At 62.3% G+C, this 19,133-nt stretch carries 18 protein-coding genes and 1 pseudogene; 9 read left to right on the forward strand and 10 right to left on the reverse strand.

The window, feature by feature from the left end; genetic code table 11:
- The first annotated feature begins 121 nt into the window (after nt 1-121).
- The 4 genes and pseudogenes from NKJ13_RS19885 to NKJ13_RS19900 all read left to right on the forward strand — a co-directional run bounded on the left by NKJ13_RS19885 (nt 122) and on the right by NKJ13_RS19900 (nt 3,260).
- Nucleotides 122-907, forward strand: a complete 786-nt coding sequence (locus tag NKJ13_RS19885; RefSeq protein ID WP_352737361.1) for a ThuA domain-containing protein — start codon at nt 122-124, stop codon at nt 905-907.
- A 53-nt stretch (nt 908-960) separates the two neighbouring features.
- Complete coding sequence (locus NKJ13_RS19890) at nt 961-2,019, forward strand: Gfo/Idh/MocA family protein (RefSeq protein WP_352737362.1); 1,059 nt, start codon at nt 961-963, stop codon at nt 2,017-2,019.
- Nucleotides 2,020-2,226: 207 nt separating this feature from the next.
- Complete coding sequence (locus tag NKJ13_RS19895; RefSeq protein WP_352737363.1) at nt 2,227-2,583, forward strand: hypothetical protein; 357 nt, start codon at nt 2,227-2,229, stop codon at nt 2,581-2,583.
- A 246-nt stretch (nt 2,584-2,829) separates the two neighbouring features.
- Nucleotides 2,830-3,260: pseudogene (locus tag NKJ13_RS19900) on the forward strand (DUF6841 family protein).
- A gap of 24 nt (nt 3,261-3,284) precedes the next feature.
- On the opposite strand, the gene NKJ13_RS19905 reads toward NKJ13_RS19900, so the two are convergent.
- From NKJ13_RS19905 to NKJ13_RS19930, 6 genes are all read right to left on the reverse strand, one after another.
- Nucleotides 3,285-4,013, reverse strand: a complete 729-nt coding sequence (locus NKJ13_RS19905) for an amino acid ABC transporter ATP-binding protein (protein WP_352737364.1) — start codon at nt 4,011-4,013, stop codon at nt 3,285-3,287.
- A 29-nt stretch (nt 4,014-4,042) separates the two neighbouring features.
- Entirely contained in the window at nt 4,043-4,717 is a 675-nt protein-coding gene (locus tag NKJ13_RS19910; RefSeq protein ID WP_023677250.1) for an amino acid ABC transporter permease, read from the reverse strand.
- On the reverse strand, nt 4,714-5,385 hold the full coding sequence (locus NKJ13_RS19915) for an amino acid ABC transporter permease (RefSeq protein WP_352737394.1): 672 nt from the start codon (nt 5,383-5,385) through the stop codon (nt 4,714-4,716). The genes NKJ13_RS19910 and NKJ13_RS19915 overlap by 4 nt, the downstream gene beginning before the upstream one ends.
- A 110-nt stretch (nt 5,386-5,495) precedes the next feature.
- Nucleotides 5,496-6,284 carry an ABC transporter substrate-binding protein gene (locus NKJ13_RS19920; RefSeq protein WP_254819451.1) on the reverse strand — a complete coding sequence of 263 codons (789 nt, stop codon included), beginning with the start codon at nt 6,282-6,284 and terminating at the stop codon, nt 5,496-5,498.
- Between the two features lie 99 nt (nt 6,285-6,383).
- The gene (locus NKJ13_RS19925) at nt 6,384-7,547 is read right to left on the reverse strand and encodes a saccharopine dehydrogenase family protein (RefSeq protein WP_352737365.1); all 1,164 of its coding nucleotides are present in this window, start codon (nt 7,545-7,547) and stop codon (nt 6,384-6,386) included.
- Nucleotides 7,544-8,047: an Lrp/AsnC family transcriptional regulator gene (locus tag NKJ13_RS19930; protein ID WP_023677254.1), complete on the reverse strand. Its 504-nt coding sequence runs from the start codon at nt 8,045-8,047 to the stop codon at nt 7,544-7,546. Before NKJ13_RS19930 ends, NKJ13_RS19925 begins: the two co-directional genes overlap by 4 nt.
- Nucleotides 8,048-8,430: 383 nt before the next feature.
- Here NKJ13_RS19930 and NKJ13_RS19935 point away from each other — a divergent pair, with 383 nt between their 5' ends.
- Complete coding sequence (locus NKJ13_RS19935) at nt 8,431-9,282, forward strand: hypothetical protein (protein WP_352778038.1); 852 nt, start codon at nt 8,431-8,433, stop codon at nt 9,280-9,282.
- 157 nt (nt 9,283-9,439) lie between these two features.
- Here the strand turns inward: NKJ13_RS19935 and NKJ13_RS19940 are convergent, their stop codons facing one another.
- Together NKJ13_RS19940 and NKJ13_RS19945 are read right to left on the reverse strand one after the other, a co-directional pair.
- Nucleotides 9,440-10,486 (reverse strand): acyltransferase family protein, encoded by a 1,047-nt coding sequence (locus NKJ13_RS19940; RefSeq protein ID WP_352737367.1) that lies wholly within the window; start codon nt 10,484-10,486, stop codon nt 9,440-9,442.
- Nucleotides 10,487-10,703: 217 nt separating this feature from the next.
- Nucleotides 10,704-11,429 carry a 3-keto-5-aminohexanoate cleavage protein gene (locus NKJ13_RS19945; protein ID WP_352737368.1) on the reverse strand — a complete coding sequence of 242 codons (726 nt, stop codon included), beginning with the start codon at nt 11,427-11,429 and terminating at the stop codon, nt 10,704-10,706.
- A 161-nt stretch (nt 11,430-11,590) separates the two neighbouring features.
- Here NKJ13_RS19945 and NKJ13_RS19950 point away from each other — a divergent pair, with 161 nt between their 5' ends.
- Entirely contained in the window at nt 11,591-12,334 is a 744-nt protein-coding gene (locus tag NKJ13_RS19950; RefSeq protein ID WP_352737369.1) for a 2OG-Fe(II) oxygenase, read from the forward strand.
- A gap of 31 nt (nt 12,335-12,365) precedes the next feature.
- Here NKJ13_RS19950 and NKJ13_RS19955 read toward each other — a convergent pair whose 3' ends face one another.
- Nucleotides 12,366-13,721, reverse strand: a complete 1,356-nt coding sequence (locus NKJ13_RS19955) for a sigma-54-dependent transcriptional regulator (protein ID WP_352737370.1) — start codon at nt 13,719-13,721, stop codon at nt 12,366-12,368.
- A gap of 6 nt (nt 13,722-13,727) precedes the next feature.
- Complete coding sequence (locus NKJ13_RS19960) at nt 13,728-15,587, reverse strand: sensor histidine kinase (RefSeq protein ID WP_352737371.1); 1,860 nt, start codon at nt 15,585-15,587, stop codon at nt 13,728-13,730.
- Between the two features lie 236 nt (nt 15,588-15,823).
- Here NKJ13_RS19960 and NKJ13_RS19965 point away from each other — a divergent pair, with 236 nt between their 5' ends.
- The 3 genes from NKJ13_RS19965 to NKJ13_RS19975 all read left to right on the forward strand — a co-directional run bounded on the left by NKJ13_RS19965 (nt 15,824) and on the right by NKJ13_RS19975 (nt 19,125).
- Nucleotides 15,824-17,155 (forward strand): dicarboxylate/amino acid:cation symporter, encoded by a 1,332-nt coding sequence (locus tag NKJ13_RS19965; RefSeq protein ID WP_352737372.1) that lies wholly within the window; start codon nt 15,824-15,826, stop codon nt 17,153-17,155.
- 469 nt (nt 17,156-17,624) lie between these two features.
- Entirely contained in the window at nt 17,625-18,692 is a 1,068-nt protein-coding gene (locus tag NKJ13_RS19970) for a glycosyltransferase family 2 protein (RefSeq protein WP_352737373.1), read from the forward strand.
- A 154-nt stretch (nt 18,693-18,846) separates the two neighbouring features.
- Nucleotides 18,847-19,125: a type II toxin-antitoxin system RelE/ParE family toxin gene (locus tag NKJ13_RS19975; protein WP_352737374.1), complete on the forward strand. Its 279-nt coding sequence runs from the start codon at nt 18,847-18,849 to the stop codon at nt 19,123-19,125.
- The last annotated feature ends 8 nt before the right edge of the window (nt 19,126-19,133 follow it).

The raw sequence follows: 19,133 nt of genomic DNA on the forward strand, positions 1-19,133 counted from the left end.
TTCGCCCTGGGATGACGACGCTGGGGACGTTTGGGCCAATCTCGAGGTTTTCATTCCCGGCCGAGGATATTATGACTGACCGGCCGGGGCGGCTCGAGTTTCAAACAATCACGAGGACATCATGACAATACGCGCTGTCGTCTGGGGCGAGAATATTCATGAGCGGACCAACGAGGTGGTCGCCGGCATCTATCCCGAGGGCATGCATGCGAGGATCGCCAATGCGCTGAAGCTCGACCCGGAGATTTCGGTATCGTGGGCGACGCTGGAGCAGAAGGAGCATGGGCTGCCGGCCGACCGTCTGGCCGAGACCGACGTCTTGCTGTGGTGGGGACACAAGGACCATGGCGCCGTCGCCGACGAAGTGGTCGAGCGCGTGGCGCGCCGCGTCTGGGAAGGCATGGGGCTGATCGTTCTCCATTCCGGCCATTTCTCGAAGATATTCAAGAAGCTGATGGGCACGCCGTGCACGCTGAAATGGCGCGAGGCGGGCGAGCGCGAACGGCTCTGGGTGACCAGCGCAAGCCACCCGATCGCTGCCGGGATCGGCGAGTATTTCGAGCTCGAGAACGAGGAGATGTATGGCGAGCAGTTCGCCGTGCCGGAGCCGCTCGAGACCGTGTTCATCTCCTGGTTCCAGGGCGGCGAAGTGTTCCGGTCGGGGCTGACCTATCGCCGCGGCGCCGGCAACATCTTCTATTTCAGGCCCGGCCACGAGACGTATCCGACCTATCACGACGCCAACGTCCACAAGGTGCTGCGCAATGCGGTGAGATGGGCGCACAACCCCCAAGGCTCCAATCCGGCCATCCTCGATGCGCCGAACGTGCCGGTGGAAAAGGCGCTCGAGCCGATCGTCGAGCGCGGCGGAAAACTTCATTCCGCGGGCGAAGCCGGCTTTCGCTAGACCAAATCCATGATCGAACAAGAAGATAAAGCCCTGTCCTAAGGATAAGAATCATGCGCCTCTTGATACTCGGCACCGGTTGGATGGCGGAGGAGCACGCCAGGCAGTTCGGCAAGATCGAGGGCGTCGAACTGATCGGCGCCGTCGATCTCGACCGCACGCGCGTCGACAAGTTTTCGGACATCTACGGTATCCCCAACCGGTTCGCGTCGCTGGACGAGGCGCTGGCATGGGGCAAGTTCGATGCGGTGGCGAACGTGACGCCTGATCGCATCCACCATCCGACCACCATGATGCTGATCGCGGCGGGCAAGCCGGTGCTGTGCGAGAAACCGCTGGCCGAAAACTTCGAGAAAGCCAGTGAGATGGCCGCTGCCGCCGAGCGGGCCGGCATCATCAACATGGTCAACCTGACCTATCGCAATGTCGCGCCGCTGCAGAGAGCGCGCGCCATGGTGCTGGCCGGCGACATCGGCACGGTCAGGCATGTCGAGGCGTCCTATCTGCAGAGCTGGCTGGTGTCCAAATTCTGGGGCGACTGGCGCACCGATTCGAAATGGCTGTGGCGGCTGTCGCGCGGCCATGGCTCCAACGGCGTGCTGGGCGACGTCGGTATCCACATCCTCGATTTCGCCAGCTATGGCGCGGCGCTCGACATCGACCATGTGTTCTGCCGCCTGAGATCCTTCGACAAGGCGCCCGAAAACCGCATCGGCGAATACGAGCTCGACGCCAATGACAGTTTCACCATGGCGCTTGATTTCCGCAATGGCGCCTTCGGCGTCGTCCATGCCAGCCGCTGGGCAACCGGCCATCTCAACGAACTCCGCCTGCGCATCTACGGCGACAAGGGCGGCATCGAAGTCGTGCACAATCTGACCGGCTCGGAGCTGAAAGCCTGCATCGGCGAGGATGTCGAGAACGCCAAATGGCAAGTTCTGGACGCCGGAACGGTGGCGACCAACTACCAGCGCTTCGTCGATGCGGTGCGCAGCGGTGTCCAGCCCGAACCGTCATTTCGCCATGCGGCCGAATTGCAGAAGGTGCTCGACCTCGCAGTCGTGTCGGATGAGAAGCGGGCCGAATTGAGCACTCACGCGGACGCGCAATAGGCTTGGGTTCCTCGCCGTAGGGCGGGGCGGTCGACCGATGCTGTTCAACGGCACAAGCAGCGGAAGCATCTGGCTGCATCGCTTGCATATGCCTCGACGCTGCTCATAATGTGCGGACAAGGCATCGCGACTCTATCGAATCGCTAGAAAACCGATGGATAAATGAGCAAACCAGATCGCTAAATTCTTCTTTGCATAGGTATTTAGATGATCCAATCTTCCCATAAATTTAAAGAACGCACGTCCTTTGAAAGCGCAGAATCGGTTTTAGCGGCTATTCTAGTTTTATGTCTCTTCGCTGCGATTCTCGCCTTCTTCCATTACAATCCTGAGCTCCGATCAGCCATTGCCGGGGCTTTTCGGCCGTCTGACAATTTCATCGCGACCGTGGAAAGTGACCCATTTGCTGTTCTTGGCGTCGTCAGCCTTTCCCTAGTTGCCTTTGTCGCAACGCTATTTTTTCTTATTACAACATGGTCTATTGCGACGAGATCCATTCACTTTTTATCTGCACGCTTCCTCGCGTCGGCCAACCGCAGTGTTGAGTCAGATAAAGGCAATTGAGCGCACGATCGGTCTCTCCAATAGGACGTCAAATCTTTGCCGATAGATCCGCACCTCCGGATAAGTCCAACCACCCATCTGGGCCATCGGTGGCAACCAACTGACTGAATCTAAGCCTCAATGCCGCAGGATCTTGCTCCGCCCTGGGACGAAGTCATGATTGGCTGAGGGGCAATCGCGGATGTCGGAGATCGGCGGAGCGTTTCCTGGTCCCACCCAACATAGCCGCACCTGGGAGATGAAACTATGGAGACCAGCGTAAGGAAGCTATTCGAGCGATATGAGCGCTTTTTCAACCAGTCCCTCGGCGGCGACATGGACATGGATGAGGTCGCATCGCTGTATGCTTCGGACTTCATAGCGGCTTCGCCCGCCGGGGTCATGACTGGAAAGAACGATAAGCAATCAAGCAGGTCATGGCGCAAGGCCATGCGCACTATCGCGCGATAGGGACGAAGGAAATGCGGATACGCAATGTCCGGCTCTCGCCGATAGACGAACATCATTGCGTGGCTCATGTCGCCTGGACAGCAACCTATGCCCGCAAGGATCAATCGAAGGTGGCGATAGATTTTGACGTCCACTACCTCGTGCAGAAGTTGGACGGCGAGCCGAAGGTTTTCGGCTGGATATCGGACGACGAGCAGGCGCTGTTGAGAAAGCACGGCATCGTCTGAGGTCCGCTTTCTCCTGATGCCCCCCTAATGCCGCAGGATCTTGCTCAGAAAAGCGCGGCTGCGGTCGGTCTTCGGATGCGAGAAGAACTCGTCCGGCGTGCCGCTCTCGACGATGGCGCCGGCGTCCATGAACACCACCCGCTGCGCGACCTTGCGGGCAAAGCCCATCTCGTGCGTCACCACCATCATGGTCATGCCTTCCTCGGCCACCGCGACCATGACGTCGAGCACTTCCGAGATCATCTCGGGATCGAGGGCCGAGGTCGGCTCGTCGAACAGCATGATCTTGGGGCGCATGCCGAGGCAGCGCGCGATCGCCACGCGCTGCTGCTGGCCGCCTGAGAGTTGCGCCGGATAGGCATTCACCTTGTCGGCAAGGCCGACCTTGGCGAGCAGCTCGCGTCCGGCCTTTTCGGCTTCGGCGCGCGGGATCTTGCGGACATGGATCGGCGCCAGCGTCACGTTTTCGAGCGCGGTCTTGTGCGGGTAGAGATTGAACGACTGGAAGACGAAGCCGATCTCGGTGCGCAGCCGCGTCATGTTGGTGGCGGCGTCGCCGAGGCGCTGGCCGTCGACCGTCAGGTCGCCGTCGCGGATCGTCTCCAGCCCGTTGATGCAACGGATCAGGGTGCTCTTGCCCGAGCCGCTAGGGCCGCAGACGACGACCACTTCGCGCGGCTCGACGCTCAGCGTGATATCCCTGAGCACGTTGAGCTGGCCGAACCATTTGTTGACGCCGCGAAATTCGATCATGCCAGTGCCATTTTTGCTAAGGTTCGACATCACAACTGCACCTCGCCATGCGCCGCGCCCATGCGTTGCTCCAGCCGGCGGGCCAGCATGATCAGGGGGTAGCAGACGATGAAGTAACCGAGCCCGACGAGGAAGAAGACGAGCAGGCCGTTCGGCACACGCTGCACCACCAGCCAGCCGACGCGGGTGAGGTCGGTCAGGCCGATGGCCGAGACAACCGAGGAATCCTTGATCAGCAGCACATATTGCCCGACCAGCGGCGGCAGCACGATGCGCATCGCCTGCGGCAGCACCACCTGGCGCATGCGCTGCCAGCGCGACAGGCCGGATGCCAGCGCCGCCTCGACCTGGCCGGTCGGCACCGAGCGGATGCCGGCGACGACGATCTCGCAGATGAAGCAGGCGGCCAGATTGGTCAGCGCGATGATGCCGGCGGTGAAGGCGTCGAGCTCGATGCCGAGTTCCGGCAGGATGAAGAAGATCAGGAAGATCTGCACCAGGAACGGTGTGCCGCGGATCAGGTCGACCCAGGCGCCGATCGCGCCGCTGATCAGCCGGTTGCCGCCGGTGCGCAGGATGCCGAGGCCGAAGCCGAGCAGCGTGCCCAGCACCAGGCTGATCAGCGACAGCACCACGGTCATGCCGAGGCCGCGCAAGGCGAGGGGATAGCTGCCGGCGATGCTTTGCAGCTGCTGCCAGATCATGTCCGTGCCCCCGCGAGGCCGAGCCAGCGCCCGGAGAGCGCCGCCAGCCCCTTCAGCCCGTAATAGAGCAGGAGGTAGAAGGCGGCGATGGTGATGAAACCTTCGGCCGGCATGAAGCGGTCGGAGGCGAGCAATTGTCCGGCGCGCGTCAGCTCGGCAACCGAGATCAGCGACAACAGGGCGGAATCCTTGACCAGCACGATCGCCTGGCCGAGCAGCGGCGGGATCGTCACCTTGAACGCCTGCGGCAGGATGACGAGACGTATGCGCTGGACATAGGTCATGCCCGAAGCGACGCCGGCCTCGACCTGGCCGCGCGGGATCGACAGGATGCCGGCACGGATGATCTCGGCGACATAGGCGCCGCTGTTCAGCGATAAAGCGAGGATGCCGACGACGAACTCGGGCAGGATAAAGCCGAGCCGCGGCAGGCCGAAATAGAGGAAATAGAGCTGCGCCAGTAAGGGCGTGGCGCGCACCGCGTCGATATAGGCCTTGGCCGGGACGCGGAACAGCCGGCCGCGCTGCAAATTCATCGCGGCGAGCACGATGCCGACGGCGAGCGCGCCGGCAAAGGAGAGCGCAGACAGCCACACGGTCGTGACGAGGCCCTGCCCGAACAGGGGCAGATATTCGACGATGGTGCGGAAGCTGAAGTTTTCGAGCATGGTGAGTGGGCAGTAGTGAGTAGGCAGTAGTGAGTAGTGAAGGTGTCCGGAATGGCCATCAGCCACTCCATGCTCCCTATTTCTACTTCCTACTCCCTACTCCCTATCCGTTAGTGGTCTTTCTTCCAGGCGTCGGAATTCACCCAGTAATCGAGGTTCTTTTGCAGGCGGCCGTCGAGGCTGACCTGGTCGAGGAACAGGTTCATCCAGACCAGCAGGTCCTGCTCGTCATAGCGCGTGGCGAAGGCCAGCGGCTCCTTCGACAGCATATCCGGCATGATGTTGAAGCTGCCGGCTGGGTACGCGGTCGACTGGCCCTTGACCGCCGAGACGTCGTTGACGCCGCAATCGGCCTGGCCGTTGTTGACGGCGTCGAGCAGCAGCGGGCCGCCGCCCTTGTAGCTCTTGATGTCGGCATCGGGGAAGGCGGCCTTGGCTTCCTTCTCGCCGGTGGCGCCGAGCAGCACCGCGATCTTGGTGCCTTTGGCCTTGCAGTCCTCGGTGGATTTGAAGGCGGTCCCAGCCTTGGTGAAGACGGTGCTGCCCGTGTACATGTAGGGCTTGGTAAAGGCGACCTTCATGCCGCGCGCCAGCGTCGGCGTCATGTCGGCGACCAGAAGATCGGCCTTGCCCGACAGCAGCGCCGGGATCAGGCCGTCCCAGTCGAAGTCGAGGAAGGTGATCTTGACGCCCATTTCCTTGGCCATCAATTCGGCGAGTTCGACCGAACTGCCGGTGCGTTCGCCGGCGGCACCCACCAGCGAAAAGGGCGGGCCTTGCGTCTGCACCGCAACGCGCAACTCACCGCGCTTGGTAATCTCGTCGAGGGTTCCGGCACTGGCGGCAGCGGTGAGGCCGGCGAGCGCAAGTCCGGCGATGAAAAGCTTGGCAATCTTCATTTGGGCATTCCTCCTTGTTGTTCCACTTGTTGTTTCACCCCATCGGGTGCTTTTTGAGCGGCAGCGCCGTTGCCGGCGGCAACCACCGTTCGAAAATCTTCAATCCCAGCTCACCGTTTCGGCGACCTTGATGCCGCGCCTGGCCAGCTCGTCGAGGAAGCGGCCATCGGGCACATGCAGCAGTGGGTTGAGCAGGCCGGGCGTGGCGATCTCGCGCCGTGCCAGCATCTGCGCCACGATGCTGGCGGGATAGCCGACGCCAAGGCTCATGCCGAACAGGCCAGAGGCGAGGTCGCGTTCGATGACCAGCTCCGAGGTCACCGTCTTGCGGCGGCCGCCTTCGCTGCCGACAAACACGTTCCGCATGACGCAAAGGTCCTTTTCGTCCGCGCCGTATTGCAGTTGCGGGCCAAGCAGCCGGCCGAGGAATTCGCGTGGGCTGACACCGGTGCCGGATACCTTTTCCTCGGACAGGAAGCCGAGCTGCTTCAGCGGCGCCCAGAACGCCGACCAGCCAGGCCAGCGCAGCGAATATCGGCCGGAGCGCTGCAGCCCCTTTGCGGCGGCAAGCATGCCGGCATAATGCGGGGCGTCGCCATTGGGGAAGGCTTCCAGCCTGCCCAGCCCCGCCACCTCGATCTCGTGGATGAAACGATTGTCGTGCTGGCGGGCGGCCGGCACATCGACCTGTTCGCCGTTCTCGACCAGCACACTGTCGCGGTTCTGGCTGACCAGAACCATGTCGAAATTCCAGCTCACCTTGTAGCGCAGCGGCTCGACCACCGCTTTCGGCTCGGGAATGCCGCCACAGTAGGAATCGATCGCGGTGATGGTGTCGAACTGGCTTGCGGCGCGCGCGTAGAGCACAAGGTCGATGCCGGGGTCGAGCCCGCATTCGGTGACGATCGAGACGCCGGCCTTTTCGGCCTCGGGCGCTAGATCCGCGATGGCCTTGCCGTAATTGGTGGTGACCAGCGGCGTGCGCGTCGCGATCGCCGCCTGCACCGCCTCGCGCATCAGCGGTTGCGGCAACAGGTCGATGACCGCGTCGACGTCCTTCATCACATCGGCCAATGCTGGACCGATCGCGCCCTCCGGCACGACGAAACGCACCCGGGCAAGGTCGGTCAGGCCGCCAAGCCGCGCAGCGCCGTCGGTTGCGGTGTCGACACAGACCACTTGCTCGACGCCGTCGCTGGCAACGAGATCGGCGATCGCCGCCCGGCCTTGCAGGCCGAGCCCGCCGAGAACCGCGATCTTCATGCCATTTCCTTCCGCGTCTCGTCCGACCAGCAACCTTCCGGCAGGCTGACCCATTTGTTGCAGGACGCCATGACGACGAAAGTCTCGCTGCGCACGACCTCGCCCGGCTCGCCGGCGCCGGGGATCAGCTCGCTGGTGACGCGGTAGAGATCGGCGACATCACCGGCCACGGTCACGTCGACGATGATGTCGAAGCGTCCGGTGACGACGGCGGCCGAGTTCACGAAAGGCAGTTCGGAGATGCGTTGCGCCAGTTCCCGTGCCCGGCCGCGCCCTTGCGCATTGATGCCGACGATCGCCGAGATCAGCTCGGGGCGTTCGGTCAGGTTGAGCAGGCCGACGATCTTGAGCAGGTTGCGGTCGAGCAGGTTGCGCAGCCGCATGCGCACCGTCGGCACCGAGATCGCCATCTTCTCGGCGAGGCGGTTGACGCCAAGCTGCGCGTCCTGCGACAGCAGCTTGACCAGTCGCCGGTCGGTCTGATCGAGATGTTCCCGCAAACGCTCAGGCTTTCATAAATGGAAATAAACGGTCGGATTTTCTTTCGGATATGAAAATACCTTATGAGAGATTTTTAACAATGGCAAGAGCCACGTCGTCCGCGGTCCCCTATGCCTGTCGGCAGTTTCGTCGAGGACGTCACATTTTGTTCTTGCTTTGTGCCGGCAGCTATGCTACTAATTTGGGTATGGTGCTAATTGGCTCCAAAGACCCGCCTCCCCGAGGCGGGTTTTTTGTTTTCCCATACCTTTGAAGGTTCAGCGCCGCCGGCTTGAGGTTGGCGGGACAGCGCCGTTCGGGACGCGCTGTGTTCGAGGGTGGAAAAGCAAACGGCGCAAGAGGTGCCTGGAATCTCATGTTTAGAAAGGAACGGTAAATCGACATGAAGAAGATTTTTCATCTGTTGGTGCTCACGGGAATCTGCACCATTACCGCCGCTATGGCGCCAGTTGGCGCCGCATATGCCCAGAATGCGCCCTACTGGCGAGCGGACTGGGAGGAGGGGCCTTGCACCGGCGTCTCGTGCTACACCGACTGGTCTTTCGTTCAGGCGGAGGATTCCGCGCAAGCCGATCCCAGCCTGAACGCAATTGTCAGCGGCCTTGTCTCGACCAGCGCAGGGAATGTATCCTCGCACGGCGGCAACAGCTTCGGAAAGTTCGAAACGACGCTGGCTGCCATCAATGCTGGAAAGCCCCACTCCAAAGTCTACAAAGAGTGGCTCTTTCCAGGCGGCCTAGCCAAGAACGACGCTTTCGGACGTCCGCTCCAGGTGGTGCCGCCGTCAGGGATCGATGGAACCTATGTCGCGTGGTTTTTCATTCCGTCCAATTACGAGTCGAAGAACGACTGGACGAATATCCTCCAGTTCAAGGTGACCGAGCAATCGCCTTTCAAGCAGGAACCAACGTGGTGGGTCAACCTGCGCGACAGTCTGACTGATGACACGCTGTTGCTGCACGTGGAAAATTGGGCGGACGGAACGTACAATCCGGAGAACGATGTTGCCGCACCGAAAGGCCGCTGGTTTCAGCTTCGTGCGGATCTCTATGAAGGGGTAGGCATCGATTGGTATCTGGACGGGGTGTTTTGGCAGTCATCGTCGAACGCAACCTGGCCGGTCGGGCGGGATTCCGACGGATCAGGTACACCTCAGTCATTCGTGTTTGGCGTGGGTCACTATGGTGGAGTTGGCAGACTCTATACTGACGATGCCTACATGATTGCAAAGTAGCCACTGGCACATTGTCGAATGTGCATAAAACAATAAGCTGCTTCGGGTCCAACCGGGCAGCTTTTTTTGCACTTTGAGCGCGTCGCGTTTGAATGCCCTTTAAGTCTTTGTTCTGTGCATGTCGTGTCGCAAAATCGTTGCGAGGCGCAGCCGCAACTTATTGTGCCTTCACCTGATAGGCGGAGAGGCTCATCCGCGAAATGGCCAAAAGCGGCTTTTCAATAAAACTATAGCTGGCCAGGGAGACGGCAATGCAGGCGGCGACAAGAACCATGCCTGCAAGCCATGGTGATACATTGGCGCTTGCAACGACAGGAGCGGTCGCAAGCAGCACGATAGGATGCGTCAGATAGAGAGAGTAGGAAGCATCACCCAACCTTGCCAGCACGCGAGGAGCAAAAAGCCGGAAGTAGCTTTCCAGCCTGATGCAAGCCGCGACAAGGATCAACGCGGGGAGTCCCTGAGCAAGGGTTCGCGGCAAGTTGAAGCCAAGTACCATCACCAGCATGGACATGATAGCGAACACGAGTGCCGAGGCACCCAGGACGGCAGGCAAACGCGTCAGCCTGCCGACCAGATGGCCGAGAGCCATGCCGGCAAGGAACTCAAACAGGATTGGCGTGGTGTAGAAAAACAGCACAGTGTCGGCGGCGGGTTTGAAGATGATGCGCACCGCTACGGCGATTGCAAAGACAACGCCGACCGCGGCCATTTGCGTCCACTTACCAAAACTCATGGTCGCCGCGAACAGAATATAAAACAGGATTTCCAGATTGAGCGTCCAACCCACGCCAAGCACTGGTTGGACATAGCCCGTGACAGTATCGAGGTAGGGTATAAAGAGCAGGCTGTTGGTGGTCTGCTCAAGAGACACTGCGCGACCGGCAATCAACCAAAGTGCAGCGACCATGAGGAAGGTCATAATCCAATAGAACGGAACGACGCGCGTGAACCGCTGCATCAAAAAAGCACGGTGGTCCGGGCGTCTGTTCTCCGTCGAGAGAACCATGACAAAACCACTGATGATGAAAAACAGGTCGACGCCACTGTTTAGAACGGGAATATCCAGATCGAGCATGCCCAGTGCGGCCGGAAGATGAAAAATGACAACCATGAGGGCTGCCAGCCCCCGCAGGATCTGTACCGATGTATACTGTTGAATCCGGCGCGGCGAAGCGTGATCATTCTGTGGAATGATGTTCATAAAAAATGGTCCCCGGTGCAGGAGAGCATTTAACATACGGGGTCGTTGATGTGCTGATTAATTGCCCGTGTAATTAATATCTAAAGTTTTAGATAGATTTTACTGACATCAGCACGCGGCCATACTTTAGACCCGCCCGACTTTGGCCTGCCTCTCCGTCAAATCCTAGCATCTCCCCGTGAAGAGGGGATCGGCGGCCATCGACGCTTTCCCCGTGCTAACGACTGGTCTCGAGGATAGCGACGGCTGCCGCTGTCAGCGCAGCGTTACCGGGTGCTATTGTTCCATCAGGAAGCTCCTTGCCGTCTTCCAGTCCGACGCGCGTCGACCAACGGCGTTCCGCCGCCCGGTGCACGAAAGGCCAGACCGTGGCGTCGGCGCCGTGCAGCAGGATCGCCCGGCGGATTCCGGCGCCGTCGAGCACGGCGGCGATATCGTCGCTGATCTCAAGCGCAGCATCCGGCTCCTGCTCGGAGATTTCGATCAGGATGCGCAGCACGCGGTTGCCATGGTCGAGGCTCACCAGGCGTTCGGCGTCGGCAACGGAGGCGAGCCCGGCCTCGATGCCAATGCCGCGCTGGCGCAGGCTTTCCATGACGGCGGGCGCTGCGTTCTCGCTGAGATTGACCGAGGCGTAGTCAGGAAGCTCGCTCCAGCCGGCGATCGCGGCCAGCGTCCGCTGGTCGTCGTTCTCGATCCAGGCACCCGTCGACACGCCAATCAGCGTTCCCGGGCAGGCGCGGCGGAGCGCCAGCACGGTCGGGTCCATCGCGTCAGGGGCAAGGCTTTCGCGGCCATCGAGCCCGCGTGCATGGACATGCAACTCGGCCGCACCTGCGGCCACGCAGGCCGCGCCGTCTCGCGCAATGGCTTCGGGATCAAGCGGCAGTCGGGGGTGGAAATCAGCGCTGCGCGCGCCATTGATGCAGGTCTGGACGATCATGGAGGTGGCGGTCCCGTTGAGTGGAACAAGTTTAGCCCATGACCACGAAATCGGAAATTGAATGACGTCCCGTCCCGCGAACCTCACCCGGCAAGAAACGGGTGGTCCGCGCGCGCCGTTTCACCCATCTCAATGACAGAGAAGCCACAGGAGGCGAAGCCATGACCATCCATTCGATAGGCGCGAAAGCGGCGGTGAAATCGGCGGAGGTGCGCGTTGCCGGATATGATTGGCGGACGCTGGCCGATGAGCTGAGCGGCTATGGCTGCGCGGTGATGGAAAAGCTGCTGACGCCGCAGGAGTGCGGACAGACAGCCAGCCTCTATCCGGACGAGAGCCATTTCCGCAGCCATGTCCACATGGCGCGGCACGGCTTCGGCAAGGGCGAGTACCGCTATTTCCGCTATCCCTTACCCGACTTGATCGGCGGCTTGCGCACAGCGCTCTATCCGCGCCTGGCCGCGGTCGCCAACGACTGGAACGCGCGCATGGGTATCGCGCAGCGCTATCCCGACGAACACGCCGCGTTCCTCGAGCAATGCCACGAGCAGGGCCAGACGCGGCCGACGCCGCTCCTGCTGCAATACGTCCCCGGCGACTTCAACTGCCTGCACCAGGATCTCTACGGCGATCTTGCCTTCCCGCTGCAGGTGGCGATCCTATTGTCGGAACCAGGCAAGGATTTCACCGGCGGCGAGTTCGTGCTGACCGAGCAGCGTCCGCGCATGCAAAGCCGCGTCGAGGTGGTGCCGCTGCGCCAGGGCGATGCAGTCGCCTTCGCGGTCCACAATCGTCCGGTCCAGGGCAGCAAGGGCAATTACCGCGTCAACCTCAGGCACGGCGTAAGCCGACTACGCTCCGGCATGCGCCACACTGTCGGCATCATCTTCCACGACGCCAAATAGCCGAGCCGCCCGGTCGCGAGGCCGGCGGCGATTACCGGGAAAAATCGCTGCGCACGATGCCGTGGCGCTGGAGCTTGTCGTAGAAAGTCTTGCGCGGAATCCCCAGCGCTTCGATCGTGCGCCTGACATCGCCGTCGTTGCGGCCAAGCGTCTCGCGAATGATGTCGGCCTCGTAGCGCTCCAGCCGCTCCGGCAGCTTCATGGCGGCGTTCGATTGGGTCGGGGCAGGGGGTTGTGCTTCGGCGCCTTCCTCCAGTCCAAGCACAAACCGCTCGGCGAAATGCGCCAGTTCGCGCACATTGCCCGGCCAGTCATGGTCGCTCAGATGGCGATGCACCGTCGCCGGCACTGCCGGCACAGGGCGGTGGAAGCGGGCGGCGGCGCGCTCGGCGAAATAGAAAAACAGCAGGGCGACATCGTCGCGGCGCTCGCGCAGCGGCGGGATCGAGATCGTTACCACGTTGAGCCGGTAATAGAGATCCTCGCGGAAAGCGCCGCGCTGGCGCGGATCGCCGAGGTCGACCTTGGCGGCGGCGACGACGCGCAGATCCACCGGCCGCACCTCGTTGGTGCCGAGCGGCGTGACCTCGCGCATCTCCAGCACGCGCAGCATCTGCACCTGTGTCGAGACCGGCATGCTTTCGATCTCGTCGAGGAACAGCGTACCGCCGCTGGCGTGCTCGATGCGGCCGATCCGTTTCTTCTGCGCGCCGGTGAAGGCGCCGGCCTCATGGCCGAACAACTCGCTCTCGATGACGGTCTCCGGCAGCGTGCCGCAATTCAGCGCGACGAAATTGCCCTTGGCGCGGCGGCTCCAGCGATGCAGAAGACTTGCCACCACCTCCTTGCCGGAGCCGGTCTCGCCGGTCACCAGCACGTCGACGTCGGTATCGGCGATCTGGCGCAGCGTACGGCGCAGCCTGTCCATCGCCGGCGTCTGGCCGATCAGCGGCAGGCTGTCCTGCGCCTCTCCGGCCGCCTCGCGCAAGGCCCGGTTCTCCATTACCAGGCGGCGCTTTTCCGCTGCGCGGCGCACGCTCTGCACCAGCCGGTCGGCGGCGAAGGGCTTTGTGATGAAGTCGTAGGCGCCGTCCTTGATCGCCTTGACGGCCATGGCGATGTCGCCATGGCCGGTGACGAGGATGACGGGAATGTCGGCATCCAGCCGCAGGATGCGATTGAAAAGCTGCAAGCCGTCGATCTGAGGCATGCGGATATCCGACACCACGACGCCGGCAAAACCGGCGTCGAGCGTGGCCAGCGCCTCGGCCGCCACCGCAAAGGCCGAGACCGAGAAGCCGGCAAGCTCCAGCGTCTGCGCGGTGGCCTTGAGGAGATCGCGATCGTCATCGATCAGGACCACCGGTGCGGAATTGTCGTTCGTCATGATGGCTTACGCTGCTTTCTGGAGATGAATGGTGAAGCGGGTGCCGCTGTCGCCGCTCGAAACCTCGATGCGTCCGCCATAGTCGGCGACGATGTCCTTGGAGATGACGAGGCCGAGGCCCAAGCCTTTTTCCTTGGAGGTGTTGAACGGCGTGAACAGCGATTTGAGGATCGCCGGCGGAATGCCGGGTCCGTTGTCGGATACGCTGATGGTCACGCCATCCGCGGTCTCTTCGACCGAGACCCGCACATGAGCGTCGTCGCGGCCGTCGAGCGCCTCCAGCGCGTTCTGGAAAAGATTGATCAGCACCTGTTCGAGCCGCACCCGATTGCCCATGACCTTGAGGCTCGGCAGCGGCAGGTCGACGACCAATGCGTCGAGCCGGCCGGCAAAGCGGCTTCTCAACAGCATGACGGCGCCCTCGATGACGCCGCGCAATTCGACAGGCTCGGCGGCGGTGCGGCCCTTGCGGGCAAATGCCTTCAACTCCTCGGTGATTGAGCCGATGCGTTCGGTAAGGGCTGCAATGGCGCCGAGGTTTTCCTCGGCCGGCCCGGTCTGCTTGCGGTCGAGGAAGGTGCGGGCGTTGTCGGCATAGGCACGGATGGTGGCGACCGGCTGGTTGATCTCGTGGGCGACGCCGGCGGCGACCTGGCCGAGGATGGCGAGGCGGTTGGCCTGGACCAGGTCCTGCTGCACCACCTGGAGCTTTGCCTCCGTGTTGCGGTGGCCGGTGATCTCGGCCTGCAACCGGTCGCGGGCTCGGCTCAGATCCTCGGTGCGTTCGACGACGCGGCGTTCGAGTTCGGTGCGCGCCGCCTGTTCGGCGGCAATCCGCATCTGCGCCGACTGCCGGCGCCACAACAGATACGCGGCCAGGCCGAGCAGCGGCACGACGACACCCAGTGCCAGAAGCCGCATTTCGCGGACGGCAGCGGCGATCGGCGCTTCAGCCGGGATCAGATAGTCGAGCCGCCAGGGGGTCGAAGGAACCGGCGTCGAAAGGCTGAGATACTGCGCGTCGCTGCCGCCGGGCGTCACCGCGTGGACGATCGACACATCCGGGCTGAGCGCCTGCGCGTGCATGATCGGCAACGGCACAAGCGGCGCGTCGCCGAACTGTTGGCTGTCGCGAATTGCGGCTTGCTTGGGTGCGGCCAGCGGCGCGGTTGTCATGAAGCGCCAGGACGGCACGCTGGTGATCAGCACGACACCACTCTCGTCGCTGACATAGGCCGGGCGGTTGGCCTCGCGCCAGTCGGCTTCGAGCTGGTCGAACTCCATCTTGACGACGACGACGCCGAGCGGTGCGGCGGCATCGCCGACGCGCCGCGAAATGTAGAGGCCGGGACGCTTGCTGACATTGCCGAGCGCAAAATATTCGGCGGTTCCGGCCTGCATCGCGCCGGAGAAATAATCGCGAAAACGGTAGTCGTTGCCGACGAAGCTGATCGGCTCGCGCCAGTTGCTGGAGGCGATCGCCAGTCCGTCGGCGCCGATCACATAGAGCACCGACGCCTTGGTGCCGGAGACCAGCCCCTCGAGCTTGCGGTTCAGCACATCGATTGCCGCGGCGTTTTTCTGCGACAGCGCATCACGTACCTGCTGGTCTGCAGACAAAAGCAGGGGCAGGGCGCGCGGGCTTTCGAGCACGGCGCGCAGCAGCGCGACCTTCAGATTGGCATCGGTACGCCCCTGCGCCGCCAAGGCCCCGATCTCGGCGGTGCGGCCGTAAAGGCCGGCGCCGTAGAGCGCTGCCGTGACGATCAAAAGCGCGACGGCCGCAAACAGCAGCCAGGCTCGGCGCGCGCGCCTGGCGAGTTGCTCGGGCGTCGAAGACAAGGCACCGGCGGGGCGTTGCAGCATCGCCTATTTGTGCATGAATTCGCACAAAACACAATTCAACCTATGCGGAGAGTCGCACTTGACCATGTGTCCGGCAGTGCGGCCGTTTGTGAATGCTCAATAAAATCAATGATGAATAATTCTTCTGCGTATCTGGCACGGCTGTTGCAAACACGAATTCAGCAGTCGCGAGGCTGCTGGTCAAAACAACTGCCCCGGGGAGTCGAGCTTTCGATCGGGGCGCCATGGAGGACGTCATGCAGACAGCAATCGCTGCCGCCGAGCCGCGCGGCAAACTTCCCTTATACCGGCATCTTTATGTGCAGGTGCTGGCGGCGATTGCCGCCGGCGTGCTGCTCGGCCATTTCTATCCCGAAACCGGCGAGGCGATGAAGCCGTTCGGCGACGCCTTCATCAAGCTGGTGAAGATGGTGATCGCGCCGGTGATCTTCCTGACCGTGGCGACCGGTATCGCCGGTGTTTCCGACCTGCAGAAGGTCGGCCGCGTCGCCGGCAAGGCGATGATCTATTTCCTGGTGTTCTCGACGCTGGCGCTGGTCGTCGGCCTGGTCGTCTCCAATGTCGTCCAGCCCGGCGCCGGCATGCACATCAATCCGGCCACGCTCGATACCGCCAAGGTGACGGCCTATGCCGAGAAGGCGCACGACACAACCATCGTCGGCTTCCTGATGAACATCATCCCCGACACCATCACCGGCGCCTTCGCGCAAGGCGACATTTTGCAGGTGCTGTTCTTCTCGGTGCTGTTCGGTGTCGCCCTGGCGCTGGTCGGCGATCGCGGCCGTCCGGTCGTCGATTTCCTGCAGGCGCTGACCACGCCGATCTTCCGCCTCGTCGCCATCCTGATGAAGGCCGCGCCGATCGGCGCGTTTGGCGCCATGGCCTTCACCATCGGCAAATACGGCATCGGCTCGATCGCCAATCTGGCCATGCTGATCGGCACGTTCTACCTGACTGCGTTGCTGTTCGTGCTGGTGGTGCTCGGCGCGGTTGCCCGCTACAACGGCTTCTCGATCCTGGCGCTGATCCGCTACATCAAGGAAGAACTGCTGCTGGTGCTCGGCACCTCGTCCTCGGAAGCGGCATTGCCGGGCCTCATGGCCAAGATGGAGCGCGCCGGCTGCAACCGCTCGGTGGTCGGCCTGGTCATCCCGACCGGCTATTCCTTCAATCTGGACGGCACCAACATCTATATGACGCTGGCCGCGCTGTTCATCGCACAGGCGACCGACACGCCACTCACCTATGGCGACCAGATCCTGCTGCTTGCGATCGCCATGCTGAGCTCCAAGGGTGCCGCCGGCATCACCGGCGCCGGCTTCATCACCCTGGCGGCGACGCTTTCGGTCGTCCCCACCGTGCCGGTCGCCGGCATGGCGCTGATCCTCGGCGTAGACCGCTTCATGTCGGAGTGCCGGGCGCTGACCAACTTCATCGGCAATGCGGTAGCGACGGTCGTGGTGGCACGCTGGGAAGGAGAACTCGACCAGACGAAGTTCGCCGCCGCTATGGCCGGCGACTTGCCGGAGGAAGTCGACCTGTCGCTGCCGGGTTTGCAGGCCGCCTGACTATTTAGGCCACATGACCATAAGCCCCGGAGGCGGTTCGCCGGCTCCGGGGCAAAAGCACTGACGGTCGCGGCATGCCGCCTTGAAACGCAACCTGAAGTGGCCCTGTTTTCGACGCGGGGCTTGTTCCAGCCGCATTTGCAGGCCACTATCCGCCATGCCTTCAGGGCACCGTCCGCTTCGCTCCCCGACCTGATCGCGAGGCGAGACATTTCCGTCGGGCTCGGTTGCGACATCACCTTGGCCGAACGTCGGAGCTTTTGCTGCCGCCGATCGTGACATGGCAGCAGCCCTCGAAGGCAATGGCGGCCTCAGTACGAAGTCGCAATGCGAAACGTGACCCGTCTCCTGTTGGAAGGCGCAAGCTTTTCCCAGGGAACTCGTTGCGCGCCAAGAGGGGCGCTTGAAGAGGGGGCAGGCCCATGAGCGGGCTTTTGCCGAACCAAAGCAAGATGCGAGGTCAAACGCGATGCAGTCTGTCCAAAACCGGCTTCCGGTATCCATCATCATCCCGAACTACAACTATGCGCGGTTCCTCAAACGCAGCATCGACAGCGCTCTCGAGCAGGACTACGCGGATGTCGAGGTCATCGTCGTCGACGATGCATCGCAGGACAATTCCACCACAATCATGGAATCGTATCACGACGAGATCCTCGCATGCCCGCGAGCGCAAAATGGCGGACATGCGGCGGCATTCAATACCGGCTTCGCTGCGAGCTCGGGCAAGATCGTCCTGTTCCTCGATGCCGACGATTATCTCTATCCGACCGCCGTCTCCACCATCGTCGAGACCTGGGACGAGGCAACCGCTCAGGTCCAGTCCAGACTGCACATCGTCGACGAGGGGCAACGCATCAAGGATGTCTTTCCGCCCCCCGAACTGCCTTTCGACAGCGGCGACGTCATGCCGAAACTGCTGCACAAAGGCCGTTACCAGACCACCGTGACCAGTGGGCTGGCCTTCGACCGTGCAACCCTGGAATCGATCATGCCGATCCCGGAGCCGGAGTTCCGCCAGGGCGCCGATGGCTATCTGGCAACGCTGGCACCGATGTACGGGCATGTCCAATCGATCGACGAATGCCTCGGCGCCTACCGGATCCACGGCGCCAACCATTCGGTCTTCGGTGAAAAACTCGCCGAGCGGGCACGCTGGCGGGTAACCCACGATTTCCGCCGCATGCAGGCGCTGTCGGACCAGGCCTCCGGGATCGGCCTGACCATCGTGCCGTCGGATGCTGTCCGCCACGATCCGATCCATCTGGAAGAGCGGCTGGCATCGCTTTGCGCGGATAGAGACCGACACCCCGTGGCCGACGATTCCCGGCTGGCGCTCGGGGCGGCCGGCGCCGTCGCCAGCCTCGAGATGACGGCATCGCTGCGGCGGCGCGCCATCCTCGCCGCCTGGTTCCTGTCGGTCGGGGTGCTGCCGCGGAAAATGGCGACGGCAGTCCTGTCGTGGAAGCTTGACGCGTCGTCCAGACCGGCATTTTTGAGCCGCCTGTCCAAGAGAATCCGCCAGGCGATGGGTTAGCGGATAATGCCGTGACATAGGTCCGCCAGGTATTCGGCTGGCCCGGCCCAGCGTCCAGCGGACGCAGTTATAGCCTCCGATGGGCCCGGGACCATTCTGTAAATCATTTGCTTACACCTGCTTGACCCCCGTAAGCAACATGCTTACCTGTTGCATGATCAAGTCGTTCAAGCACAAGGCGCTGGCGGACCTCTTTCAAACCGGAAAGACCGGAAAGATCGACGCCAAGATGCATAAGCGCATCCTTGTCCGGCTTGACCGTTTGGAAGTCTCGGAAAGGCCTGACGACATGGACCTGCCCGGCTTCGACTTCCACGCTTTGAAGGGCTTCAGCCCGACCCGCTACACGGTGCATGTCAACGGGCCGTGGTGCATCACATTCGAATTCGACGCCAATGATGCTGCCCGCGTCGATTTCGAACAGTACCATTGAGACGGCTT

This window comes from Mesorhizobium sp. M0174, assembly GCF_040322275.1.
In the GTDB taxonomy this organism is placed as follows: Bacteria; Pseudomonadota; Alphaproteobacteria; order Rhizobiales; family Rhizobiaceae; genus Mesorhizobium.